Source organism: Streptomyces sp. Ag82_O1-12 (assembly GCF_900182715.1).
GTDB lineage: Bacteria > Actinomycetota > Actinomycetes > Streptomycetales > Streptomycetaceae > Streptomyces > Streptomyces massasporeus.
The window spans coordinates 3477466-3501891 of record NZ_FXUW01000001.1; the positions used below are offsets into that span (position 1 = coordinate 3477466).

Genomic DNA, 24426 nt, shown 5'->3' on the forward strand with positions numbered 1-24426 from the left:
AGCCTTGGGGAGCCGTACGGTAGCGACGCAACGTGAGACGAGTCTTAAGAAGCCCGCCCGTGCCGTCAGTCGACGAACAGGCCCCGCGCCGCCGCCTTCGTGTCGAACTCCTCCAGGCGGGACTGGGCCTGGGGCAGGTCGTCGCACATGGCCTCCAGCAGCACCCGGCCGAGCAGCATCGGCGCGCAGGCCGTGTCGAAGGCGAGTCCGGTGCCGACGGCGGCGGGCAGCAGCAGGTCGGACACCTTGGCGACGGGTGCGAAGGCGGAGTCGGCGACCGTGACGACGGTCAGCCCTGCCTCCTTGGCGTAGGCGAGGGTGTCGACGACCTCACGGGGGTGCCGGGGCAGCGCGAAACAGAGCAGTGCGCTCGCGCCGGCCCGGACGGCGGCGTCGACGCGGTCCTGGAGCATCGTGCCGCCCTCGCCGAGCAGCCGAACGTCGGGATGCACCTTGGCGGCGAAGTAGGCGAAACCGTGTGCCTGGGCGGCAGCCGCCCGCAGGCCGAGGACGAGCAGCGGCCGGGAGCCCGCGAGGAGGCGGCCCGCGCGCTGGACGGGGCCGGGATCGGCCAGCACCTCCGCCAGGTGCCGCAGGTTCTCGATCTCGGCCTCGACGGCCTGCTGGTACTCGTTGCGGGACCCGGCCTCCGCGGCGGGCTCGGCGGGGGCGACCTCGCGCAGGTGGCGGCGCAGGGCGGGGTAGCCGTCGAAGCCGAGGGCGACGGCGAACCGGGTCACGGACGGCTGGCTGACCCCGGCCAGCTCGGCGAGCTCCACGCTCGACAGGAACGGCACGTCGGCGGCGCGCCGCACCATGCTGTGCGCGATGCGCCGCTGGGTCGGCGTCAGCCGGTGGCCCTCGAAGAGCGCCTGCAGCCGCGCGGCAGGGCTGTCGGTCACGCTCATGACGTGCTCCCCCTCGCCTATTCAGTAGCTGAGGATTCTGCATGAGCATATGCAGAGCGGCAAGCCGGACCGCAGGGCGGCGGCGGCAGGACCGGGAACCCCCGGCGGAACAGGGGGGCTAACCCCAGTGCGGCCGGCGGCGGCGGTTTCTACCGTGGACGGCATGACGGGAATGGACGCGCGGGACACCGACCTCAAGAAGGAACTCGACGCCACCCTGCACGCACGCAGGGATCTGGGCGAGGAGTACGAGCCGGCGCTGGTCGACTCGTTCCTGGAGAAGGTCGACCAGCGGATCGACGGCGCGGTGGAGCGCCGGGTGCGCCGGCAGCTCGCGGAGCAGCAGATGCAGGCGGCCCGGGACTCCCGGTCGCCGAGGGTCACGGACTCCTGGGGCGAGCGGTTCGGCTTCGGGATCGTCTCCCTGGTCCTCGCGGTGCCGCTGTCCGTGATCAGCGGGGGCGTGGCCCGTCTGCCCGGGCTGCTCGTCACCTGGGCGGGCATCATCGGCGTCAACGTCGTCCAGGCGCTCCGCTCCAACCCGAACCTCTTCGGCCGCCGCCGCAGGTCCTCCCAGGACGGTGGCTGGGAGGACTGAGCGCGCGCACGCCGTTCAGACCTGCCGCGTCGGCAGCGCGATGATCTGCCGCAGGTTGACGCGGCGCGGCCGGCTCGTCGCGTAGGCCACCAGGTCGGCCAGCTCCTCCGCGGACAGGGCGCCCACCTCGTCGAGCATGCCCTCGACCTGCCGGGACAGGTCCGCGTCCGAGATGTGGGTACGCAGCTCGCTCTCCACGAACCCGGGCTCGATGTTGGTGACCCGGACGTCCCGGGGCCCGAACTCCCCGCGCAGGGCTTCCGACAGGTAGGTGACGGCGGCCTTGGTCGCTCCGTAGACCGCGTAGTTCGGGAAGCTGACATGCGCGGCGATGGACGAGATGTTCACGATGTCGGCCGTACGTCCGTCGGCGGCGGCGCTCACCAGGTCGTCGGTGAAGGCGCTGATCATCCGCAGCACCCCGGAGACGTTGGTGTCGAGCATCCGCTGCCACTCGTCGGCGCGCCGGGCGTCGACGGGGTGGGGCAGCATGACGCCGGCGCAGTTCACGACCAGGTCGACGGTTCCGTACTCCGCGTGGATGCCCGCCGCGGCGTCCGCGACGGACACCTCGTCCGTGACGTCCGCGGCGACGGCCAGGGCCTGCCCGCCATCGGCCCGGATCTTCGCCGCGATCCCGGTCAACCGTTCCGCACGCCGGGCCACCAGCGCGACCCGGGCACCCCGGGCGGCCAGCAGCACGGCGACGGCCTCGCCGATCCCGCTCGCGGCTCCGGTGACGACGGCGGTACGGCCGGCCAGGTTGTCGTACGACATGGGGTTTCCCTTCGGTGCCGGCCGGGGCGTCTCCCCGGCCTCGGACACCACCCTCGGCCGCCTCGGCCGCCCTACCCAGGGCTGCGCTCTTCCTGGGTCCGGCAGTACCAGGTTCGGCGGGCCCGGGCGGCCTAGGCTCGGACCCATGGACGGAGAACTGGGAGACTTCCTGCGCTCGCGCCGCGCCCGGATCCAGCCGGAGGAGGTGGGGCTGCCGTCGTACGGCCGCCGCCGCGTCCCGGGGCTGCGCCGCGAGGAGGTGGCGCAGCTGGCCGGGGTGAGCGTCGACTACTACGTCCGCCTCGAACAGGGCAGGGGGCCCGGGGCCCCCTCCCGGACCAGGTCCGGGGGTGTCTCGGACGCCGTGCTGGACGCGATCGCCCGGGTGCTGCGACTGGACGACGCCGAACACGAGTATCTGCGGGCGGTGGCCCGGCCGCGCCGGCAGGACGGGCACGGGCAGGCCGCGCCCCGGGTGCGCCCGGGTGTCCAGTTGCTCCTGGACGGCATGGACCGCAATCCCGCCTATGTCCTGGACCACCGCATGGACGTCCTGGCCTGGAACCCCCTCGCCGACGCCGTGCTCGGCTTCAGCGGCGCGAGCGACCTCAGCCTGCCGCGCCGTCTCTTCCTCGACCCCGACTCGCGCGAGCTCTACCCGGACCGGGCCGAGGTCACCGCCCAGACGGTCGCGCATCTACGCCTGCAGGCGGGCCACCATCCCGGCGACCCGGCCACGGGGGAGCTCGTCGCCGAACTCGCCCAAGCCAGCGAGGAGTTCCGCCGGCTGTGGGTGGACCACCTGGTCAAGCCCTGCGACCACGGAGTGAAGCTCCTGCGGCACCCGGTCGCGGGCCTGCTGACCCTCCCCTACGAGACCCTCACCATCCCGGCGGCGCCGGACCAGACGATCGTGGTGTACGCGCCCGAGCCGGGCTCGGAGACGGCGGAGCGCCTGGCACTGCTGGGGAGCTGGGCGACCAGCCGGACGGGCTGACGCCGTGTGAGAGGAATGCGCGGGGACCGCCGCACCCCCGTGAACGGGGGGCGGGACGACGGCGGTCCCCGCGAAGGACGCGGTCCCGGTCAGGCCGGGCGGGCGCGTCCATGGCGTCCGTGGAGGTCCGGGAGCCGCTCCGGAGGTCCGTCGACGCCGTTCGGCGCCGGTTCGGGCGGGGAGCCGCTCCCGCCCTTGCCGACATCCACCAATGTGCAGGACGCGTGTTAAGCGGGTGCTGCGTGAACGTGACACCCGCGTACCGGTTCCGCGAAGTCCGCGAAGATCACGGACGCCGCAAGTTCACCCGGTTCACGGGCAGTTCACCGGGTGTTGACCGTCACTTCCCCGCGCGGGCGAGGAAGGACAGCAGGTCCTGGCGGCTGACCACACCGGTCGGCTTGCCCTCGACGAGGACGATCGCCGCGTCCGCCTTGCCCAGCACGGCCATCAGGTCGGCGACCGGCTCGCCGGAACCCACCTGGGGCAGCGGGTCGGACATGTGCTTCTCCAGCGGGTCCTCGAGCGAGGCGCTCTTGCTGAACAGCGCGTCCAGCAGCTCGCGCTCCACGACCGAGCCGACGACCTCGGCCGCCATCACGTCGGGGTGGCCGGCGCCCGGCTTGACGACCGGCATCTGCGAGACGCCGTACTCGCGCAGCACGTCGATGGCCTGACCGACCGTCTCCTCCGGGTGCATGTGGACGAGGGAGGGCATGCGGTCGCCCTCCTTGTCGTTCAGGACGTCGGCGACGCGGGCGCTCGGGCCCGCGTCCTCCAGGAAGCCGTAGTCGGCCATCCACTCGTCGTTGAAGATCTTGCTGAGGTAGCCGCGGCCGCTGTCCGGCAGCAGGACCACCACGACATCGTCCGGTCCGAGCCGCTCGGCGACCTCCAGCGCGGCCACGACGGCCATGCCGCAGGAGCCACCGACGAGCAGGCCCTCCTCCTTGGCGAGGCGGCGGGTCATCTGAAAGGAGTCCTTGTCGGACACGGCGACGATCTCGTCCGCGACGGTCCGGTCGTAGGCGGTCGGCCAGAAGTCCTCACCGACGCCCTCGACGAGGTAGGGCCGGCCGGAGCCGCCGGAGTAGACGGAGCCTTCGGGGTCCGCGCCGACGACCTTCACCGCGCCGTCGCTGATCTCCTTCAGGTAGCGGCCGGTTCCGGAGATGGTGCCGCCGGTGCCCACGCCCGCCACGAAGTGGGTGAGCTTCCCCTCCGTCTGCTCCCACAGCTCGGGGCCGGTCGAGTGGTAGTGGGAGAGCGGGTTGTTCGGGTTGGAGTACTGGTCGGGCTTCCAGGCCCCCGGCGTCTCCCGGACCAGCCGGTCGGAGACGTTGTAGTACGAGTCCGGGTGCTCGGGGTCCACGGCGGTCGGGCACACCACGACCTCGGCGCCGTACGCGCGCAGCACGTTGATCTTGTCGGTGCTCACCTTGTCGGGGCACACGAAGATGCACTTGTACCCCTTCTGCTGCGCCACGATGGCGAGCCCGACGCCGGTGTTGCCGCTGGTCGGCTCGACGATCGTGCCGCCGGGCTTGAGAGCGCCGCTCTCCTCCGCCGCCTCGATCATGCGCAGGGCGATGCGGTCCTTCACGGAACCGCCGGGGTTGAAGTACTCCACCTTGGCCAGGACGGTCGCCCTGATGCCCTTGGTCACGCTGTTGAGCTTCACCAGCGGGGTGTTGCCGACGAGGCTGATCATCGAGTCGTGGAACTGCACCGTTGTCTCCGGATGCCGCAGAAGTGGTCTGAGTGGTGCCGCCAGCCTATGACCTTGTCGTGGTCCGTGACGGTCGTTCACTCCCTGTTGAGATTGGACGACGGGCTGTACGGGGCAAGCACTGGGTGTACGGGTTCGAGGAGGTGGCAGCGACGCATGACGAGCATGTCGAGGGCGAGGGTGGCCCGGCGGATCGCCGCCGGCGCGGCGTACGGCGGCGGCGGGGTCGGTCTGGCCGGGGCGGCGGCGGTCGGGCTGGTACTGGCCGAGGTGCAGCTGGCGCGGCGCCGGGTGGGCAACGGCACGTCTCCTCATGTGCCGCACGCGGACGGGCTGTACGGCCGTACGTACGCCGGTCCGGCCGAGGCACCGCTGAGGCTGACGATGCTGGGCGACTCCACGGCCGCGGGCCAGGGCGTGCACCGGGGCGGGCAGACACCGGGAGCGCTGCTCGCGTCGGGGCTCGCGGCGCTGGCCGAGCGGCCGGTGGAGCTGCGCACGGCGGCGACTCCCGGGGCCCGTTCGGACGACCTGGACCGCCAGGTGGCCCTGGTGCTGGCCGATCCCGGCCCGGTGCCCGACATCTGCGTGATCATGGTCGGGGCGAACGACGTCACCCACCGCATGCCCCCGACCCGCTCGGTCCGCCATCTCGCCTCGGCGGTCCGGCGGCTGCGCACGGCCGGCGCGGAGGTGGTGGTCGGCACCTGCCCCGACCTCGGCACGATCGAGCCGGTGCGGCAGCCCTTGCGCTGGCTGGCCCGGCGGGCCTCCCGCCAGCTGGCGGCCGCCCAGACGATCGGAGTCGTCGAACAGGGCGGCCGCACCGTGTCCCTGGGCGACCTGCTGGGCCCCGAGTTCGCCGAGAACCCGCGCGAGCTGTTCGGCCCGGACAGCTACCACCCCTCCGCCGAGGGCTACGCGACGGCGGCGATGGCGGTCCTGCCGACCGTCTGCGCCTCCCTGGGCCTGTGGCCCGCCGAGGAGGAGCGCCCGGACGCCTCCCGCCGCGAGGGCTTCCTGCCGGTGGCGCGGGCGGCCGCGGAGGCCGCCTCGGAGGCGGGCACGGAGGTCGCGGCGGCGATGCCGAGCGGACCGCGCGGACCGTGGGCCCTGCTGAAGCGCCGGCGGCGTCGGCGGGTCCCCGAGCAGGAACCGGCCCCCGCGAGCCCTTCGAACTGAGGAGCAGAGGAAACGCACCGGGCGCAGAAAGGAAGAGCAGCCGGGAGAGCAGAAAGGAAGAGCAAAAAAGCAAGCGCTTGGAAACTGCGGTCAGGGTCACACCGTGACACCCGTGACCCAGGCCATACGTACGGGTAACTTCCCAGTCAGCCCTGCCAGACCACCCGGTACGTCAATGGAGCCGTGATGCCCGAAGCCGTGATCGTCTCAGCCGCCCGCTCCCCCATCGGCCGCGCCTTCAAGGGCTCCCTGAAGGACGTGCGACCGGACGACCTGACCGCCACGATCATCCAGGCCGCACTGGCCAAGGTCCCCGAGCTGGACCCGAGGGACATCGACGACCTGATGCTCGGCTGCGGCCTGCCCGGCGGCGAGCAGGGCCACAACCTCGGCCGCGTCGTCGCCGTGCAGATGGGCATGGACCACCTGCCGGGCTGCACCGTCACCCGGTACTGCTCCTCCTCCCTGCAGACCTCCCGGATGGCCCTGCACGCCATCAAGGCCGGTGAGGGCGACGTCTTCATCTCGGCCGGCGTCGAGACGGTCTCCCGTTTCGCCAAGGGCAACTCCGACAGCCTTCCGGACACGCACAACCCGCTGTTCGCCGATGCCGAGGCCCGCACCGCCGAGGTCGCCGCGTCCGAGGGCTCGACCTGGCACGACCCGCGCGAGGACGGCCTGCTGCCCGACCCGTACATCGCGATGGGCCAGACCGCCGAGAACCTGGCCCGCACCAAGGGCGTCACCCGCCAGGACATGGACGAGTTCGGTGTCCGCTCGCAGAACCTCGCCGAGGAAGCCATCAAGAACGGCTTCTGGGAGCGCGAGATCACCCCGGTCACCCTCCCCGACGGCACGGTCGTCTCCAAGGACGACGGCCCCCGCGCCGGCGTCACGCTGGAGGGCGTGCAGGGCCTCAAGCCGGTCTTCCGTCCCGACGGCATGGTCACGGCCGCCAACTGCTGTCCGCTGAACGACGGCGCCGCGGCCCTCGTGATCATGTCCGACACCAAGGCCCGCGAGCTGGGCCTCACCCCGCTCGCCCGCATCGTGTCGACCGGCGTCTCCGGCCTCTCCCCCGAGATCATGGGCCTCGGCCCGGTCGAGGCGAGCAACCAGGCGCTGAAGCGCGCCGGGCTGGGCATCGGCGACATCGACCTGGTCGAGATCAACGAGGCGTTCGCCGCCCAGGTGATCCCCTCCTACCGCGACCTGGGCATCCCGCTGGAGAAGCTGAACGTCAACGGCGGCGCGATCGCCGTCGGCCACCCCTTCGGCATGACCGGCGCCCGCATCACGACCACGCTGATCAACTCCCTCCAGTTCCACGACAAGCAGTTCGGCCTGGAGACGATGTGCGTCGGCGGCGGCCAGGGCATGGCCATGGTCATCGAGCGCCTCAGCTGAGCGGCGCACCGTAGCCGCCATAGCACCCGCTGTGAGCTTTGAGCCCAGAACCCTGGAAACTTCAGGGTTCTGGGCTGTTTTGTGATCCAATCTCCCCCAGGATGTGACCTATCTCCCTCCGCCAGGGGAGAACCGCAGGTCACAACAGCCACACCCCCTCCCCCGACACCGAAGCCCTGTCCGTTTCGTGACGTTACGCACTGACAGCTGGTTAGTCCGCCCTTCAAGCTGATGTAGGAAGTCGGGGGTCGACTTTGAACCGGGAGTACGTCAGTGAGCGCCATGCCGATCGCGTTGCTGGTCACCACGGCCGCCACGGGAGCCGTGGGCGTCGCCGTCCTGCGCACCGTCCTGCAGCTGCGCCGACAGGTCGCGGCCCTGCACACCGCGCTGGCCGAGAGCCGCGCCGCCACCACCCGTGCGCTGCTGCCCGCCGCTCGTACCGCTGCCGACACCGATGAGATACGTGCCGCCGTGGCGGCGGCACTCGCCGAGGAACGGGAGCGGGAGCTCGCCGAGGCGCGGGCGTTCTGGGCCGCCCAGGAGGCCCGTGACGCCTCCGACGCGCCCTCCCTGCTGGGCCTGCCCGAGGTCGATCTGTTCCTGCCCCGCCAGGCCGATTTCGCGGGTCTGGAGCCGGTGTCCGAGCCCGGCGCCGACACCGAGGAACCCGCCGCCGAGTCCCCGGAGCTGGCCGCGGCCCGCCGCCGCCACCCCTCGCACCCGGACTTCGTGCCGGCACAGTCGCCGGTCGTGAACGACCACGAGCGCACCGTCGCCACCCTGGAGGAGCTGGCCTCCTCCCGCGTCGAGCTGACGGACGTCCGCCCCGGCCCGCTGGGCACCCTGGACGTCTACGTCTTCGCCGACGGCACGACCCTGTGCATGACCCCGGGTCACCGCGAGACGGCGGAGCACCTCTCCGCGGCCCTGCGCGCCGGCCGGACCCCGGTCCTGCTGGGCGGCTCCGGCATCTCGGGCGCCTACACCCTCACGTTCGAATGCGGCGAGGAGAACGTCTACATCCTGGCGGACCGGGTCATCGCGTCCCTGTAGGGAAGCGCCCCCGAAGGGGCGCGGGGCTGCATCAATGTGCGGCTCCAGCGCGGGCGCGATCAGCCACAGGCCACCCGCGGCACGGCGCTACACCCCCGCCCGCTTCTGCGCCTCCTCCACCAACGTCACGGCTTCGTCGACGTCGGCTTCGTCGGGGACCACGACCGCCAGATCGTTCCCGGCCACGGTGATCTGATCTGCCGCTGCAAACATCCCCGCGTCCGGCATCTCCCGGGGCTCCACGCCCTCGAGGACTTGCGCCCTGCGGGCCAACTCCCGGGCCAGCCCGAGAGCCTCAGCGGCAGCTCCTCGCTGCAACCGGCTCTGGGGCGCGGCCCTCAATCGATCGGCGAAGTGCTCCACCGCACGGGTCAGAGGCGTCGTATCAACCACGCCGCGAGCGTACGCGTCCCAGCGGGACTGTTGCCAACGGGCGAACACTCAGGCACGGTGACCTGAAGGACCGGCTTACATCCCAGCGTCCGGAGGCGCCGATGTCCCAAGTCTTCTCCGAAGAGACCCACCGCAACATGCTCGCCCGCATCCCCCACTGCACCGGTCGTGAGATCTCCGACTGGTTGCGCACCGTCGAAGATGGCCCGGCGCTCTTCCGCTTCGAGGAAAAGGTCAGCTGGCTCCGGCACGAACACAACCTCGCGTACGGCCACGCCAAGGCGATCATCCACGAGTACGACCTGAGGAGGGCCGCGCGCAAACTGCTCTAGGCGCGCACTCCACACCGTCCTCCCGACGACGAAGGGCCCCGGACGAAGCCGGGGCCCTTCGCGCTACGACTGCCTGAACTAGTCGCTGCTGTTGAGGATCGAGATGAGCCTCAGGAACTCCATGTAGATCCACACCAGCGTCAGCGTGAGGCCGAAGGCCGCGAGCCAGGCCTCCTCGCGCGGGGCGCCGTAGGCGATGCCGTCCTCGACCTGCTTGAAGTCCAGGGCGAGGAAGCAGGCACCGAGGATGATGCCGATGACGCCGAAGACGATGCCGAGGGGACCGCTGCGGAAGCCGAGGCCGTCACCGCCGCCGAACACCGCGAACAGCAGGTTCACGGTCATCAGCAGGATGAAGCCGAGCGCGGCCGCCATCACGAAGCCGTAGAAGCGTCGGTTGACGCGGATCCAGCCGGCCTTGTAGGCGATCAGCACACCGGTGAAGACCGCCATCGTGCCGATCACGGCCTGCATGGCCGCACCGTCGGCGATGCGGTTGTCGACGATGTTGGAGACGACGCCGAGGAACACACCCTCGAACGCGGCGTACGTCAGGATCAGCGCGGGCGAGGCCTTGCGCTTGAAGGACTGCACGAACGCCAGGACCATGCCGATCAGCGCGGCGCCGATACCGATGCCGTAGCTACGGCTGATGTTGGCGTCGTCGATCGGCAGCAGGGCCCACGAGAGCGCCGCGGTGAGGATGAGCACACCGAGCGTGCTCGCCGTGCGCAGGACGACGTCGTCGATGGTCATCCGGCCGGTGGTGGCCGGTGCCTGCGGCGGCGCGCCGTACTGCAGGTCCTGCTGGGCGTAAGGGTTCTGCGCGTACGGGTTCTGCGCGTACTGGTCGCCCGTCGGCTGCGCGTACGGGTTGCCCTGCGTGGCGACAGCGGGACCCCCGGCCTGCGGCGCGGTGTTGAAGCCCGCGTAGCCGTTGTCGCGGCTGAACCCCCGTCGCGAGAAGACCGGGTTTCTGCTCCTCATTTCACTCCTCCATGGCCACACGTCGTGGCCTTGGCTCAAGAGTAATAGGTAGGCAAAGGAATGACCCTACTGCTTGGGGAGGATCTTTCCCTCGTCGTGCTGCGCAACACGCTACGCGGCTTGGTGATTCCCCTCACCGGAGGGGGTCACTCCCGGCTCAGCCGAACGGGAAGCCCGTGTAGGCCTCCGCCAGGTCCGTCTCGGCCGCGCGGGACGAGGCGATCCGCTCCAGCCGGGCGAGCTGGAGCCGGTCCTCGAAGGCCGTCGCGCCGGGGGCGCGGTGCAGAAGGGTCGTCAGGTCGTAGGAGAACCGCTCGGCCTGCCATACGCGGCGCAGGCAGGTCGCGGAGTAGGCGTCGAGCAGCTCCGGCGAGCCGGTCTCCTGTTGGTGCGTCAGGGCCCGTGCGAAGGTCACGACGTCGCCGACTGCGAGGTTCAGGCCCTTGGCCCCTGTCGGGGGGACGATGTGTGCCGCGTCGCCGGCGAGGAAGAGGCGGCCGTGGCGCATGGGCTCGTGGACGTAGGAGCGCATGGGCGTGACCGACTTCTGGGTGATCGGGCCGCGCTCCAGGCGCCAGTCGTCGTCGGTCTCGAACCGGCGCTCCAGCTCGTCCCAGATCTCCTCGTCGCTCCACGTCCCGGCATCGGTGCCGTCGCGCACCTGGAGGTAGAGGCGGGAGACGAAGGATTCGATGGGGGGCGACGCGACTTCCTCGGAAGGGTTGCGGGTGACGGGCGGGCGCATGGAGAGCAGGGCGAAGCCGCGGTCGTGGCGGGCGTAGACGAGCTCGTCGTGCGAGGGCGGCACGTCGGCGAGGATGCCCAGCCAGCCGAAGGGGTACGTCCGTTCGAAGACTTGGGCGAGTCCGGCCGGGATCGCCTTGCGGGCCACGCCCCAGAAACCGTCGCAGCCGACGACGTAGGAGCACTCCAGGACGTCCTCGCGGCCCTCGTGCCGGAAGCGGATCCGCGGGGCGTCGGTGCCGGCGTCCTCCACGGCCAGCGCCTCCGCCTCGAAGAGCAGGGGGCCGCCGTCCCGGAGCTGGAGGGCGATGAGGTCCTTGCACACCTCGGTCTGGGCGTAGACCGTCACGGACCGGCCGCCGGTGAGCGCGCGGAAGTCCACGCGGTGGCGCCTGCGGTCGAAGCGCAGCTCGATGCCGTCGTGGCGCAGCCCCTCGCGGTCCATGCGCTCCCCGGCGCCGGCCGCGCGCAGTACGTCCGTCGTGCCCTGCTCCAGGATCCCGGCGCGCTGCCGCCGTTCGACGTAGGAGCGGTCGCGGCTCTCCAGGACGACCGCGTCGATGCCCGCGTTGTGGAGCAGCCGGGCGAGGAGGAGGCCGGCGGGGCCCGCTCCGATGATGCCGACGGTGGTGCGCATCGGACGACCTCTTCTCATCCGTTCGTCAGGTGAAATTTCTTTCACCATGTGCATGTGAGTCTCCGACGGCATGCGGCCGCTGTCAACGGGCGCGCCGTGAACTCTTCAATGGACCACGCAGGGATCGGAAGGTGCCCGGAGCCGGACTCGAACCGGCACGCCCGCGAAGGGGCAGCGAGGTTTAAGCTCGCCGTGTCTGCATTCCACCATCCGGGCAGGCCGTGGGCTCCGCATCGAGGTTCCGAGACTATCCGGAGAGGTCCCCCGAACAGCGGAAGCGTGGACCGATGTTGTCTTATTTTATTGACGTCTGAGGGTGCATCAGCACACGGAACACGCCATCCGCACTTGCCAATAGCCTTCCCTGCGCCGGTCGGCCGCGCATGCGGAATGACGGAATTTCACCGCCCGAACGAGGGCACTCCACCTGTTCTCGACACCCGGACGCGTCGGTTCCCGACACGGGGGCCCCTCAGGGGTGTTCGTCATCCCCAGGTATGACACCGCTCCGCGCGGTCAGACCCGAGTCGGCCTTCGGAACCAGAACTACGGGTGACTACACGCCGCCGTGGGACCCGGACGATGGAACACGTCCTTCCCCCTGCACAGCCGTTCGACAGGAGAGCCATCCCGTGACCACCGCTTCCCTCACCGACCGGGCCACCACCGCGGCCGCGCGCGCCACGGATCTCTCGAAGATCTACGGGCAGGGTGAGACCCAGGTGGTCGCCCTGGACCGCGTCTCCGTGGACTTCCGGCAGGCCGAGTTCACCGCGATCATGGGCCCCTCCGGCTCCGGCAAGTCCACCCTGATGCACTGCGTGGCCGGCCTCGACTCCTTCTCCTCCGGGTCGGTGCGCATCGGTGACACCGAGCTCGGCTCCCTGAAGGACAAGCAGCTGACCAAGCTGCGCCGGGACAAGATCGGCTTCATCTTCCAGGCGTTCAACCTGCTGCCCACGCTGACCGCCCTGGAGAACATCACCCTTCCGATGGACATCGCGGGCCGCAAGCCGGACAAGCAGTGGCTGGATTCCGTCATCCGGATGGTCGGCCTGGCGGACCGGCTCGGCCACCGGCCGTCCCAGCTGTCCGGCGGTCAGCAGCAACGCGTCGCCGTGGCCCGGGCGCTGGCCTCCCGGCCGGAGATCATCTTCGGGGACGAGCCCACCGGAAACCTCGACTCGCGCTCCGGCGCCGAGGTGCTGGGCTTCCTGCGCAACTCCGTGCGGGAGCTGGGCCAGACGGTGGTGATGGTGACGCACGACCCGGTGGCCGCGGCCTACGCGGACCGGGTGATCTTCCTGGCGGACGGCCGGATCGTCGACGAGGTGTACGGGCCGACGGCCGACTCCGTGCTCGACCGCATGAAGGCGTTCGACGCCAAGGGCCGTACGAGCTGACGCCCCCTCACCGACGCCCCGGCCCGAACCGACTGGACTGAGAAAACCCATGTTCCGTACCGCCTTGCGCAACGTGCTCGCGCACAAGGCCCGGCTCCTGATGACCGTACTCGCCGTGATGCTCGGCGTGGCCTTCGTGTCGGGGACCCTGGTCTTCACCAACACCATCTCCGACGCCTACCAGAAGAGCTCCGCCAAGGGCTTCGACCAGGTCGACGTCGCCATGACCTCGGACTACCAGGACGCCGAGGGCGACAAGGTCGGAAAGCTCCACGAGCTGACCCGGGCCACCCTCGACAAGAGCGAGCGGGTGCCCGGAGCCGCGTCCGCGATCGGCGTGGTGCAGAACTTCACCGCCATCGCCGACAAGGACGGCAAGCTGATCGGCGAGGGCTTCCAGTCGCAGGGCGGCAACTACTGGGGCACCAAGGACCCCCGTTACCCGCTCGTCAGCGGGCACGCTCCCAAGGGCGAGCACCAGATCCTCATCGACTCCGCGACGGCGAAGCGCGCCGGCTACGAGGTCGGCGACACCGTGCGGATGTCCGTCGACGGGCCGGTCCTGACGCCGAAGATCACCGGCATCTTCACCACCGACGACGGCAACGTCGCGGCCGGCGGCAGCCTCACCCTGTTCGACACGGCGACCGCCCAGAAGCTGCTGGGCAAGCCGGGCGTGTACGACGAGATCGACGTCAAGGCCAAGCCGGGCGTCTCCCAGGCCGCGCTGAAGGCGGAGCTGGACAAGGCACTGCCCGAGGGCACCGTCTCCACCACCACCGGAAAGCAGCTCGCCGACGACCAGGCGGAGATGATCTCCCGGTCGATGAGCGGCATGCAGACGGCCCTGCTGGTCTTCGCCGGCATCGCCCTGTTCGTCGGCACGTTCATCATCGCCAACACCTTCACCATGCTGGTCGCCCAGCGCACCAAGGAGCTGGCGCTGATGCGTGCGGTCGGTGCCTCACGCCGGCAGGTGACGCGCTCGGTGCTCATCGAGGCGTTCGTGGTCGGCCTGGTCGCCGCCGTGACCGGTCTGGTCGCGGGCATCGGCATCGGGGCCGGACTGCGCTCCCTGATGGGCACGTTCGACGCGGCCGTGCCCGACGGTCCGCTGGTCATCACGCCCGGCACGATCGGCGCCGCGCTCGCGGTCGGCGTTCTGGTCACCATGCTGGCGGCGTGGCTGCCCGGCCGCCGGGCCGCGAAGATCCCGCCGGTGGCGGCCATGAGCAGCGTGCACGCCAAGGCCACGACCAAGTCGCTGGTGCTGCGCAACACGCTGGGCGCGCTGGTCTCGGCCGCGGGCATCGCGGTGGTCCTCGTCGCCACGACCATGGACGGCTCGGACGGCCAGATGCCGATGGGCTTCGGCGCGGTGCTGCTGATCATCGGCGTGTTCATCCTGACCCCGCTGCTGTCCCGCCCGCTGATCGCCGCCGCCGCGCCGCTGCTGCGCGCCTTCGGCATCTCCGGCAAGCTGGCCCGGCAGAACTCGGTGCGCAACCCGCGCCGTACGGCCGCCACCGCCTCCGCGCTGATGATCGGCCTGACCCTGATCACCGGCATGACGGTGATGGCGGGCAGTCTCCAGCAGGCGATCGAGAAGATGGCGTCGGCGTCGATCAAGGCCGACTACGTGGTGTCCATGGCGAACGGCAACCCGCTGTCGCCGGACGTCGAGAAGAAGCTGAAGCAGGCCGACGGCGTCACCGCCACCAGCCCGATGCTCAACGCCGAAACCCGGATCGGCGGCCAGAGCGAGTACGTGACCGGCGTGAACGGCGCGGCGATCCGCGACCTGGTCGGCCCGGAGGTCGACGAGGGGTCCTTCGAGGTCGGCGGGTCTCAGGTCGCCGTGGACAGCGAGACCGCCAAGTCCTACGGCTGGAAGACCGGTTCCGCCTTCACCGTCGCCTTCGCGGACGGCAAGAAGCAGAAGCTCACGGTGGCCGGGACCTACGAGAGCAACGACTTCCTGGGCGGCATCCTGCTCGACGAGAAGACCCTCGCCCCGCACGAGTCGGACCCGTACAACATGAAGGTCATGGTGAAGACCTCCGACGGCACGTCCGGCGCGGTGCAGGACAAGCTGGAGAAGGCCCTCGGCACCAACCCGGCCGTCAAGGTCCAGTCCAAGGACGACATCTCCAACGAGATCGCGCAGATGTTCACGCTGATGCTGAACATGGTCTACGGCCTGCTCGCGATGGCGGTGATCGTGGCGGTCCTCGGCGTCATCAACACCCTGGCCATGTCCGTCTTCGAGCGCTCGCAGGAGATCGGCATGCTCCGCGCGATCGGCCTGGACCGCAAGGGGATCAAGCGGATGGTCCGCATCGAGTCCCTGGTGATCTCCCTGTTCGGCGCGGTGCTGGGCATCGGCCTGGGCGTGTTCTTCGGCTGGGCGGCCGGTGAACTGCTGGCCTCGAGGATGGCGACCTACGAGCTGGTCCTGCCGTGGGCGCGGATGGGTGTCTTCCTGCTGCTGGCCGCGACGGTGGGCGTCCTCGCGGCGCTGTGGCCGGCCCGGCGTGCGGCGCGGCTGAACATGCTGGAGGCCATCAAGGCGGAGTAGCGGGACGCGCGAAGGGCCCCTTTCCCACGGGTGGGAGAGGGGCCCTTCGCGTTGTCAGTTCCAGGTGCGGGCGCGCAGCGGCATGTCCGACGTCCCGGACTCTCGAGTGCGCACGGCGAGGACCTGGTTGACGCCGATGCGGTTGCGTTCGAAGGCCAGGGCGGAGGCGGCCATGTACAGGCGCCAGACGCGGGCGCGGCCGGGGCCGGCCAGCCGGGCCGCGCGCTGCCAGTCGGCCTCCAGGCGCTCGACCCAGCGGCGCAGCGTGAGGGCGTAGTGCTCGCGGATCGCCTCGACGTCGCGCACCTCGAACCCGGCGCGCTCCAGTTGGGCCACCGTGGCGCCGATCGGCTGGAGCTCGCCGTCGGGGAAGACGTAGGAGTCGATGAAGGGGTCGACGCTGTACGTCGTCTCGTCCCCCTGCGGGCGGCGGGCGATCTGGTGGTTCAGGAGCCTCCCGCCGGGCTTGAGCAGGTCGTACAGGTCGGCGGCGTACTCTAGGTACCGGTCGGCGCCGACGTGTTCGGCCATGCCGATGGAGGAGATCGCGTCGTAGGGCCCGTCGCGGACGTCGCGGTAGTCCTGGACGCGGATCTCGACCTTGTCGGTGAGGCCCTCGTCGGCGACGCGCTTGCGGGCGTAGGCGGCCTGCTCCTGGGAGAGCGTGACGCCGACGACGCGCACGCCGTGCTCGCGGGCCGCGTGGATGGCCATCGAGCCCCAGCCGCAGCCGACGTCGAGCAGCCGCAGGCCGGGGCTCAGGCCGAGCTTGCGGCAGACGAGTTCGAGCTTGTCCCGCTGGGCCTGTTCGAGGGTGCTGTCCGGGGCGGGCCAGTAGGCGCAGGAGTACACCATGGACGGGCCGAGGACGATCTCGTAGAAGTCGTTGCCGACGTCGTAGTGGTGGCTGATGGCGCGTCGGTCGGTGCGCTTGGTGTGCAGGTGGCGGCGGGGGCTGCGGGCTTCCTCGCGGGGCGGGGCGGGTGGCAGCGGGAGTCCGGCGAGCTTGACCAGGCCGCGGACGGCGGCGCGGACCTCGGGGTCGCGCAGGGCCTGGGCGAGGGTGCGGGCGTCCTCACCGCGCTCCCAGATGAGACCGGCCATCAGGTCGAGGGTCGCGTAGAGGTCACCTTCGATGTCGAGGTCGCCCGCCACCCAGGCGCGGGCCAGGCCCAGTTCGCCCGGCTTCCACAGCAGGCGACGCAGCGCGCGTCGGTTGCGTACGACCAGGGTCGGCGCGCCCGGCGGACCGGACTGCGAACCGTCCCAGGCGCGGATGCGCACCGGGAGCGGTGCTCCCAGCAACTGTGTGAAGAGGCCCTGCAGCCGCGGCGCGGCGTCTGCCATGGTGTACACCTCCGTGACGGGAATCCCGGAATGTCCGACACCACGTAAACACCTGCGGGGCTCCGGCGCAGTCCCCGGCACGCGTCATGACTGGGCAAAACCGCCGCTTCGGCCGCCCGGACGCGGCTCCCTGACGGGCCGGCGGACCTGGACGCGCCACTCAGTGGACTCGGACCCGCTGAAGGGCCCGGGCGCGCCGAAGGGCCTCCCGCACCACGGATGGCGGGAGGCCCTTCGTCAGGCAGATGACCGACCGGAGGTCAGGAGGCCTTGGCCTTCTCCTCGGTCTTCTCCTTCGGCGCGGCGGCGACCGGGGCCGGCTTGGCGGCCTCGTAGAACTCCTCGCGCGGCGTCTCGATGGCGCCGAGCGAGACGACCTCGCGCTTGAGGAACATGCCGAGGGTCCAGTCGGCGAAGACGCGGATCTTGCGGTTCCAGGTCGGCATCGCCATGCCGTGGTAGCCACGGTGCATGTACCAGGCGAGGCGGCCCTTGAGCTTGATCTTCACCTTGCCCATGACGATCATCGCGACGCCCTTGTGGAGGCCGAGACCGGCCACCGCGCCCTTGTTGGCGTGCGCGTAGTCCTTCTGCGGGAAGCCCCGCATGCCGGACACCACGTTGTCGCCGAGGACCCGGGCCTGGCGCAGCGCGTGCTGGGCGTTCGGCGGGCACCAGGCGTTCTCGTTGCCCGCCTTGCGGCCGACGAGGTCCGGGACCTGGGCGTTGTCGCCGGCGGCCCAGATGTAGTCGGTGCCCTTGACCTGGAGGGTCGGCTCGCAGTCGACGTGACCGCGGGGGCCCAGCGGCAGGCCGTAGCGGGCCAGGGCCGGGTTGGGCTTGACGCCGGCGGTCCAGACGATGGTGCTGGAGTCGACCTCGAGGCCGTTCTTCAGCACCACGTGGCCGTCGACGCAGGAGTCCATGGAGGTGGACAGGTAGACCTCGACGCCGCGGCCCTCGAGGTGCTCCTTGCCGTACTTGCCGAGCTTGGGACCGACCTCGGGGAGGATCTTGTCGGCGGCGTCGACCAGGATGAAGCGCATGTCCTCACGGGACACGTTCTTGTAGTACTTCGAGGCGTCCCGGGCCATGTCCTCGACCTCGCCGATGGTCTCCGCACCGGCGAAACCGCCGCCCACGAAGACGAAGGTGAGCGCCTTGCGGCGGATCTCCTCGTCGGTGGTGGAGTCGGCCTTGTCGAGCTGCTCGAGGACGTGGTTGCGCAGGCCGATGGCCTCCTCGACGCCCTTCATGCCGATGCCCTGCTCCGCGAGGCCGGGGATCGGGAAGGTGCGGGAGACCGCGCCGAGCGCGATCACCAGGTAGTCGAAGGGCAGCTCGTAGGCCTCGCCGACCAGCGGGGAGACCGTGGCGACCTTGCGGTCCTGGTCGATGGTGGTGACCCGGCCGGTGAGAACCTCCGCCTTGGGCAGCACGCGTCGCAGCGGGACGACGACATGGCGCGGGGAGATGTTGCCGGCGGCGGCTTCGGGGAGGAAGGGCTGGTAGGTCATGTACGACCGGGGGTCGACGACCGTGACGGTCGCCTCGCCGTAGCGCATCTTCTTCTGGATGCGCCGAGCTGCGTACAGGCCTACGTACCCACCGCCTACTACGAGGATCCTGGGACGCTCCGTGGTGCTCATGCCATCGAGTATCCACCCGTCTCAGGGGGGTAGCTCGTGCGCCCCTTCACAAGCTCGGGTGGGGTGTGTGTTATCCTCCGCCGGCCCGCGTGATCCACGTCATGGTGACAACCGGGCTCCTTTATGCACCCCGGAGCGTTGTCAATGCCGCGTGAGCTGCCTCTCTGTGCTGCGGGAGCCTTCGTGAGGCATTCCCCGAGCGCCACTTCGAGCAGCTTCCCGACCCCCTCCATACCATGCTTCTGAACATGTTCAAAGGACTGTTCAGCCCCCGGACGGGCCAACGGGGCCCCTCTCATCGCCCGGGAGGACCGAATTCCTTGTGAAGAACTTCACGAACTTTCCCGAGCCCAGGTCGCCCAAGGCCCTGCCCTGACCGCTCACTCGTGGCTCCCGGCGCTCAACGGAGGCCGTGACCAGCACGATTCACGGCGAGGTGATCCACCCGGCGCTCCGGCGGGTGCCGGCGAAGGTCCCCTGTCGGCACCCGCAGAGCCCCGTGGCGCGGCGCCCCTACCGGCGGCGGTCCGGGCCCATGCCGTCCGGGTCGTCGTCGATCTCCTCGGCGCTGCCCTCGATGCGCTCCTTGCGCACCTTCCCGCGGACGGTCTCCTGCTCGGTGTGCTCCTCCGCGGTCAGACGCACCCGCTCCACCGGCACGGTCTCGGTCTCGGTCACCGGCCGCTCCTCGTGGAGCACCACCTCGTGCTCCGCCTCGCCGATCTCCTGCCCGGACATCGCGGCGTCCCGGTTGGCATCCGTGATGGGCTCCCTCTCGACGCGCACCTCTTCGTGCCGCAGCGGGACCGTGGTCTCCACTTCCTCGGTGACGACGTACTTGCGCAGCCGGGCGCGGCCCGTCTCGCGACGCTCGACACCGACGTGCATCCGCTCCTCGGAACGCGTCATCGCGTCGTCGTCCGCATCCCTGCGCGCATCGGCGGCCGTACCGGACGTACCCGCCGAGCCCGTGGCTCCGGGGGCTCCGGGGGCTCCGGGGGCTCCGGCAGTTCCGGCAGCACCGGCAGTTCCGGCGGCACCCGCAGCTCCGGCGGCACCTGCCGCACCGGTCCCGCCCTGGTGGGCCCAGCCGCCCTCACCGGGCTGATTGGCACGGGACCAGGACTCGTCCCAGTCCATGCCGTAGTGCTCGTAGAGCCGGTGCTCCTCTTCCTCCGAGAGGTGGCCACCGCTGTCGACGTCGACGCGCGGTGCGTCCTTGACCATGCTCTTGGAGTACGGCACCTCCGTGTGATCCTCGACCACCGTCGCGTCACGGATGGGCACGAACGACTCGCTGCTGCCGAACAGCCCCGTCTTCACCGACACCCACTCCGGGCGCCCCGTCGCGTCGTCGAGGAAGACATGCTTGGCCTCGCCGATCTTCTTGCCGCCCTCGTCGAGGACCGTGTGGTCCAGCACGGTCGCTATCTGCTCTCTGGTGATCATGGTTGGTCTCACCCTTCTCGTGGAGATGCTCTCCGCTCGGGTGCACCATCACAAAAAGGGTGAAACGGACCATAGGCAACAAAGAGCGCATACTTTTCGTAAGTTGCTTACGCCACTTCAGTGCACTGCCGTCACGCCACCGACCACGCGATGCCGTCGAGGATCGCGCACGAACGAACGCGCTTCCCCTACGGACGGATGCGCCGTGTACACGCCGATGCGTACACTTACTTCATGACTGAAAACACCGTGACTGTACGGGAAGCCCGCGCACACCTCGCCGATCACATCAACCGGGCCGAGGAAGGTGTCCCGACCGTCATCACGCGCAACGGCGCACCGGTGGCGGCCGTGGTCCCGATCTCGGACTTCGAAGCGTTGGAGGAAGCCGCCGACGTGATGTTGGCGCGCGAGGCCGAAGCTGTGCTGGCCGAGGGCGGCACCACCGTGACGATGGCGGAACTGCTGGCGGATCTGTTCACCGAGCAGGACGGCGAGGCGGCGTGAAGTACGCCTTCCGGTTCACCACCGCGGCACAGCGTCAGCTTCGGGCCATCAGCCGACCCGACGCCATGCGCATCCTGACCGCGTTGACCGCACTCGGTGACGATCCGTACGGGCAAGACGCCGACGTCAAGAGGCTCACCGGCCCGTCGGGCCTCTACCGACTCAGGGTCGGTAGCTACCGGGTCGCCTACCAGATCAACGATGGTGAACTCGTCGTCCTCGTGGTCAAGGTGGGCGACCGGCGGGACGTCTACCGCAACCTGTGACGCCCCGCCCGGCACCGTCTCAGCGCGCCTCGACGGCGCAACTCCAAGCGATGCCGTCGAGGATGTCGTGCTCGCTCACGACGACCTCCTGCGCGCCGATCCGCTCCATGATCGACAGGAGCACGAGGGCACCCGCCCCGATCACGTCGACCCGGCCCGGGTGCATGGACGGGACGGCCGCGCGCTCGGCGTGGGTGGAGCGCAGCAGCCACTCGGTGATCTCCCGGACCTTCTCGTGGGAGACGCGGGAGTGGTGGATGGCCTCGGAGTCGTACTCGGGCAGCTCCTGCGCGATCGCCGACACGGTCGTCACGGAGCCGGCCAGGCCGACCAGCGTGCGCGCCTCGCGCAGCGGCACCGTCTGCTCGGCGAGGTCGAGCGCGGCCTCGATGTCGGCCCGCATCGCCGCGATCTGCTCCTCGGAGGGCGGGTCGCTCACCACCCCGTCCCGGACCAGGTGCCGCTCGGTCATGCGGACGCAGCCGACGTCCACCGAGCGGGCCGCCCGGACCCGGTCGTCGCCCACGACGAACTCGGTCGAGCCGCCGCCGATGTCCACGACCAGGTAGGGCTTCGGAAGGTGGTCGCCCCCGGCGAGTTCCTTGGTGGCGCCGGTGAAGGAGAACGCGGCCTCCTGGTCCCCGGAGATCACCTCGGGCTCGACGCCCAGGATGTCCAGCACGCCGCGCACGAACTCGTCCCGGTTCTCGGCGTCCCGGGTGGCGGACGTCGCCACGAACCGCAGCCGCTCCGCCCCGTGCTCCTTGATGATCGCGGCGTACTCGCGGCACGCCGCGAAGGTCCGCTGGAGCGCCTCGGGGGCGAGCCGGCCGGTGCGGTCGACACCCTGCCCGAGCCGCACGATCGTCATCCGGCGGTCCAGGTCGACCAGCTCACCGGTGGCGCCCGCGCCGGAGGCGCCAGTGGCGTCAGCGACCAGGAGCCGGATGGAGTTCGTACCGCAGTCCACGGCGGCGACACGGGTCACTGGGCGTCCTCCTCGGCGGTCGTCACACAGGCGCCCTTGCGCCACCACTCGGGCAGCATGGCCAGAGCCTCGTCGCCCAGCGGGTTCACGCCCGGCCCCGCGGCCAGCGAGTGGGCCACCAGGACGTGCAGGCACTTCACCCGGTCCGGCATGCCGCCCGCGCTCGGGAAGTTCCTGAGCTCCTCGATCTCGTCACGCCGCCGGATGTAGTCCTCGTGCGCGGCCCGGTAGGCCGCCGCGAGCTCCGGGTCCGAGGCCAGCCGCTCGGTCATCTCCTTCATCACGCCGTTGGCCTCCAGCGTGCCGATGGCCGAGTTCGCCTTCGGGCACGTCAGGTAGTAGAGCGTGGGGAACGGCGTGCCGTCCGGCAGCCGCGGGGCCGTCTCGACGACGTCGGGCTGTCCGCACGGGCAGCGGTGCGCGATCGCGCGCAGACCGCGCGGGGGCCGACCGAGCTGCTGCTTGAAGGCCTCGACGTCGGCGTCGGTGGGCTCGGTGCGCGGGGTGGTCGGCGGGGGCGTTTCCATGACTGTCTTCAGGCTGTCTTTCTCTGGGTTCAGGTCACTGAGCGGGACTCGGGTCACCGGCCGGCGGCGTCGGCCTTGTCGACCCCGTCCCACACGTTCGAGTACCAGGGGCGGTCGGCCGCCCCGAGGTCGGTGCGCGACTGCTTCGCCGCGTGCGGGTCGACGACGATGAAGCCCGTCTCCCCCGGCATGACGTAGTGCAACCGCTGCCGGATCTGCTGCTCGGCGTACGCGTCGTCCTGCCAGCGCGCCTTCAGGTCGCGCAGCCGTTCGACGCGCTCGCGGGCCTGCTGCTGTTCACGCTGGAGGTCGTCGATCTCGGCGCGCTGCGAGACGTACTCCCGCATCGGGTAGGCCAGGGCCACGATCAGCGAGCACAGCACGAGGGCGAGCAGCGCGGCCCGGCCGGTCAGCCGCGAGCGGCGGGCCTGGCGCTTGGTCTGGGAACGGTAGACCCGGGCCGCGGTCTGCTCACCGAGCAGCCGGATCCTGGTCGCGGTGGAGAACCGGTCCCGGTCCTTCACGGCCATCTGTCCGCCTCCCGCTCCACCGTCATACGCGCGTACGTCCCCGGACACGGTACGGGACCGAGTACGGGGACGTACGTACGACGCTGCCTCTTGTGGCCGGGGTCAGCCCTTGAAGCGCGGGAAGGCGCTGCGGCCGGCGTAGACCGCGGCGTCGTCGAGGATCTCCTCGATGCGCAGCAGCTGGTTGTACTTGGCGACGCGCTCGGAGCGGGCCGGGGCGCCGGTCTTGATCTGGCCGCAGTTGGTGGCGACGGCCAGATCGGCGATGGTGACGTCCTCGGTCTCGCCGGAGCGGTGCGACATCATGCACTTGAAGCCGTTGCGCTGGGCCAGCTCGACGGCGTCCAGGGTCTCGGTGAGCGAGCCGATCTGGTTGACCTTGACCAGGAGCGCGTTGGCCGCGCCCTCCTCGATGCCGCGGGCGAGGCGCTCGGGGTTGGTGACGAACAGGTCGTCGCCGACGAGCTGGACCTTGTCACCGAGCTTGGCGGTGATGGTCTTCCAGCCCTCCCAGTCGTCCTCGAACAGCGGGTCCTCGATGGAGACGAGCGGGTACGCGTCGACGAGCTCCGCGTAGTACTCGGTCATCTCGGCCGCCGAGCGCTGCTTGCCCTCGAAGGTGTAGACGCCGTCCTTGTAGAACTCGGAGGCGGCCACGTCGAGCGCCAGGGCGATCTGCTCGCCGGGGGTGTAGCCGGCCTCGTTGATCGCCTCGAGGATGAGGTCGAGGGCCTCGCGGTTGGAGCCGAGGTTCGGGGCGAAGCCACCCTCGTCGCCGAGACCTGTGGCCAGGCCCTTGCTCTTCAGGACCTTCTTCAGCGTGTGGTAGACCTCGGCACCCCAGCGCAGGGCCTCGGAGAAGGACTCCGCGCCGATCGGGGCGATCATGAACTCCTGGATGTCCACGTTGGAGTCGGCGTGCGAGCCGCCGTTCAGGATGTTCATCATCGGCACCGGCAGCAGGTGCGCGTTGGGGCCGCCCAGGTAGCGGAACAGCGGCAGGTCGCTGGCCTCGGAGGCGGCGTGGGCGACGGCGAGCGAGACGCCGAGGATGGCGTTGGCGCCGAGGGAGCCCTTGTTGTCGGTGGCGTCCAGGTCGAACATCGCCTGGTCGATCAGGCGCTGCTCGGTGGCGTCATAGCCGACCAGCTCCGGGCCGATCTGCTCGATGACCGCGAGGACGGCTTTCTCCACACCCTTGCCGAGGTAGCGGTTCGAGTCGCCGTCGCGGAGCTCGATGGCCTCGAAGGCGCCCGTGGAGGCGCCGGACGGGACGGCGGCACGACCGGTGCTGCCGTCGTCGAGGCCGACCTCGACCTCGACCGTGGGGTTGCCTCGGGAGTCCAGGATTTCCCGGGCTACGACGACGTCGATGGACGGCACGAGCATCTCCTTCTTATGTGACGCGGTGACGCGGGTCGCGTGGACCCGGCGA

General features: G+C 70.5%; 23 protein-coding genes and 1 tRNA gene. 10 read left to right on the forward strand and 14 right to left on the reverse strand.

Translation table 11 applies throughout. The features are described from left to right. Window positions 1-65: 65 nt before the first annotated feature. On the reverse strand, window positions 66-908 hold the full coding sequence (locus QOL88_RS15810; RefSeq protein ID WP_097217044.1) for a MurR/RpiR family transcriptional regulator: 843 nt from the start codon (window positions 906-908) through the stop codon (window positions 66-68). A 172-nt stretch (window positions 909-1080) separates the two neighbouring features. On the opposite strand from QOL88_RS15810, the gene QOL88_RS15815 reads away from it, so the two are divergent. After that, entirely contained in the window at window positions 1081-1506 is a 426-nt protein-coding gene (locus tag QOL88_RS15815; RefSeq protein WP_179879114.1) for a hypothetical protein, read from the forward strand. A gap of 15 nt (window positions 1507-1521) precedes the next feature. Here the strand turns inward: QOL88_RS15815 and QOL88_RS15820 are convergent, their stop codons facing one another. Further along, complete coding sequence (locus QOL88_RS15820; protein WP_097217046.1) at window positions 1522-2283, reverse strand: SDR family oxidoreductase; 762 nt, start codon at window positions 2281-2283, stop codon at window positions 1522-1524. Between the two features lie 145 nt (window positions 2284-2428). Between QOL88_RS15820 and QOL88_RS15825 the strand changes: the two genes are divergently transcribed. Continuing rightward, window positions 2429-3280, forward strand: coding sequence for a helix-turn-helix transcriptional regulator (locus QOL88_RS15825; RefSeq protein ID WP_097217047.1), 852 nt, complete (start codon window positions 2429-2431; stop codon window positions 3278-3280). Between the two features lie 340 nt (window positions 3281-3620). Here the strand turns inward: QOL88_RS15825 and QOL88_RS15830 are convergent, their stop codons facing one another. Further along, window positions 3621-5009, reverse strand: coding sequence for a cystathionine beta-synthase (locus QOL88_RS15830; RefSeq protein WP_097217048.1), 1389 nt, complete (start codon window positions 5007-5009; stop codon window positions 3621-3623). Window positions 5010-5165: 156 nt separating this feature from the next. On the opposite strand from QOL88_RS15830, the gene QOL88_RS15835 reads away from it, so the two are divergent. The 3 genes from QOL88_RS15835 (at window position 5166) to QOL88_RS15845 (ending at window position 8654) form a co-directional block, all read left to right on the forward strand. Continuing rightward, on the forward strand, window positions 5166-6191 hold the full coding sequence (locus QOL88_RS15835) for an SGNH/GDSL hydrolase family protein (protein ID WP_097217049.1): 1026 nt from the start codon (window positions 5166-5168) through the stop codon (window positions 6189-6191). Between the two features lie 186 nt (window positions 6192-6377). Continuing rightward, window positions 6378-7598, forward strand: coding sequence for an acetyl-CoA C-acetyltransferase (locus QOL88_RS15840; RefSeq protein WP_097217050.1), 1221 nt, complete (start codon window positions 6378-6380; stop codon window positions 7596-7598). 273 nt (window positions 7599-7871) lie between these two features. After that, a complete protein-coding gene (locus QOL88_RS15845; protein WP_097217051.1) occupies window positions 7872-8654 on the forward strand; it encodes a hypothetical protein in 783 nt (260 codons plus the stop codon). Window positions 8655-8741: 87 nt separating this feature from the next. On the opposite strand, the gene QOL88_RS15850 is transcribed toward QOL88_RS15845, so the two are convergent. Further along, window positions 8742-9047 carry a hypothetical protein gene (locus QOL88_RS15850; protein ID WP_179878872.1) on the reverse strand — a complete coding sequence of 102 codons (306 nt, stop codon included), beginning with the start codon at window positions 9045-9047 and terminating at the stop codon, window positions 8742-8744. 101 nt (window positions 9048-9148) lie between these two features. Between QOL88_RS15850 and QOL88_RS15855 the strand changes: the two genes are divergently transcribed. Continuing rightward, a complete protein-coding gene (locus QOL88_RS15855) occupies window positions 9149-9379 on the forward strand; it encodes a DUF4287 domain-containing protein (RefSeq protein ID WP_031102797.1) in 231 nt (76 codons plus the stop codon). Between the two features lie 78 nt (window positions 9380-9457). Here the strand turns inward: QOL88_RS15855 and QOL88_RS15860 are convergent, their stop codons facing one another. From QOL88_RS15860 to QOL88_RS15870, 3 genes are all read right to left on the reverse strand, one after another. Beyond that, window positions 9458-10366 carry a Bax inhibitor-1/YccA family protein gene (locus QOL88_RS15860; protein ID WP_031102798.1) on the reverse strand — a complete coding sequence of 303 codons (909 nt, stop codon included), beginning with the start codon at window positions 10364-10366 and terminating at the stop codon, window positions 9458-9460. 157 nt (window positions 10367-10523) lie between these two features. Continuing rightward, on the reverse strand, window positions 10524-11747 hold the full coding sequence (locus QOL88_RS15865; RefSeq protein ID WP_097217052.1) for a 4-hydroxybenzoate 3-monooxygenase: 1224 nt from the start codon (window positions 11745-11747) through the stop codon (window positions 10524-10526). Between the two features lie 132 nt (window positions 11748-11879). Beyond that, window positions 11880-11963 (reverse strand) — tRNA-Leu (locus tag QOL88_RS15870). Between the two features lie 416 nt (window positions 11964-12379). Here QOL88_RS15870 and QOL88_RS15875 point away from each other — a divergent pair. Continuing rightward, window positions 12380-13150 carry an ABC transporter ATP-binding protein gene (locus QOL88_RS15875; protein WP_097217053.1) on the forward strand — a complete coding sequence of 257 codons (771 nt, stop codon included), beginning with the start codon at window positions 12380-12382 and terminating at the stop codon, window positions 13148-13150. Between the two features lie 49 nt (window positions 13151-13199). Further along, on the forward strand, window positions 13200-15728 hold the full coding sequence (locus QOL88_RS15880) for an ABC transporter permease (RefSeq protein ID WP_097217054.1): 2529 nt from the start codon (window positions 13200-13202) through the stop codon (window positions 15726-15728). Window positions 15729-15782: 54 nt separating this feature from the next. Here the strand turns inward: QOL88_RS15880 and QOL88_RS15885 are convergent, their stop codons facing one another. The 3 genes from QOL88_RS15885 to QOL88_RS15895 all read right to left on the reverse strand — a co-directional run bounded on the left by QOL88_RS15885 (window position 15783) and on the right by QOL88_RS15895 (window position 20173). Further along, window positions 15783-17075 (reverse strand): class I SAM-dependent methyltransferase, encoded by a 1293-nt coding sequence (locus QOL88_RS15885; RefSeq protein WP_097217055.1) that lies wholly within the window; start codon window positions 17073-17075, stop codon window positions 15783-15785. Window positions 17076-17335: 260 nt separating this feature from the next. Further along, the gene (locus QOL88_RS15890; RefSeq protein ID WP_097217056.1) at window positions 17336-18724 is read right to left on the reverse strand and encodes an NAD(P)/FAD-dependent oxidoreductase; all 1389 of its coding nucleotides are present in this window, start codon (window positions 18722-18724) and stop codon (window positions 17336-17338) included. Between the two features lie 513 nt (window positions 18725-19237). Beyond that, window positions 19238-20173: a PRC and DUF2382 domain-containing protein gene (locus QOL88_RS15895; protein WP_097217057.1), complete on the reverse strand. Its 936-nt coding sequence runs from the start codon at window positions 20171-20173 to the stop codon at window positions 19238-19240. Window positions 20174-20407: 234 nt separating this feature from the next. Here QOL88_RS15895 and QOL88_RS15900 point away from each other — a divergent pair, with 234 nt between their 5' ends. Together QOL88_RS15900 and QOL88_RS15905 are read left to right on the forward strand one after the other, a co-directional pair. Continuing rightward, window positions 20408-20680: a type II toxin-antitoxin system Phd/YefM family antitoxin gene (locus QOL88_RS15900; protein WP_048457331.1), complete on the forward strand. Its 273-nt coding sequence runs from the start codon at window positions 20408-20410 to the stop codon at window positions 20678-20680. Beyond that, window positions 20677-20946 (forward strand): type II toxin-antitoxin system RelE family toxin, encoded by a 270-nt coding sequence (locus QOL88_RS15905; protein ID WP_097217058.1) that lies wholly within the window; start codon window positions 20677-20679, stop codon window positions 20944-20946. Before QOL88_RS15900 ends, QOL88_RS15905 begins: the two co-directional genes overlap by 4 nt. 19 nt (window positions 20947-20965) lie before the next feature. On the opposite strand, the gene QOL88_RS15910 is transcribed toward QOL88_RS15905, so the two are convergent. From QOL88_RS15910 to eno, 4 genes are all read right to left on the reverse strand, one after another. Beyond that, complete coding sequence (locus QOL88_RS15910; protein ID WP_097217059.1) at window positions 20966-21934, reverse strand: Ppx/GppA phosphatase family protein; 969 nt, start codon at window positions 21932-21934, stop codon at window positions 20966-20968. Continuing rightward, complete coding sequence (locus tag QOL88_RS15915) at window positions 21931-22461, reverse strand: DUF501 domain-containing protein (RefSeq protein WP_030899602.1); 531 nt, start codon at window positions 22459-22461, stop codon at window positions 21931-21933. Before QOL88_RS15915 ends, QOL88_RS15910 begins: the two co-directional genes overlap by 4 nt. 53 nt (window positions 22462-22514) lie before the next feature. Next, window positions 22515-22991: an FtsB family cell division protein gene (locus tag QOL88_RS15920; protein WP_185007760.1), complete on the reverse strand. Its 477-nt coding sequence runs from the start codon at window positions 22989-22991 to the stop codon at window positions 22515-22517. Between the two features lie 102 nt (window positions 22992-23093). Then, window positions 23094-24374, reverse strand: a complete 1281-nt coding sequence (gene eno / locus QOL88_RS15925) for a phosphopyruvate hydratase (protein ID WP_097223017.1) — start codon at window positions 24372-24374, stop codon at window positions 23094-23096. Window positions 24375-24426 lie beyond the last annotated feature (52 nt).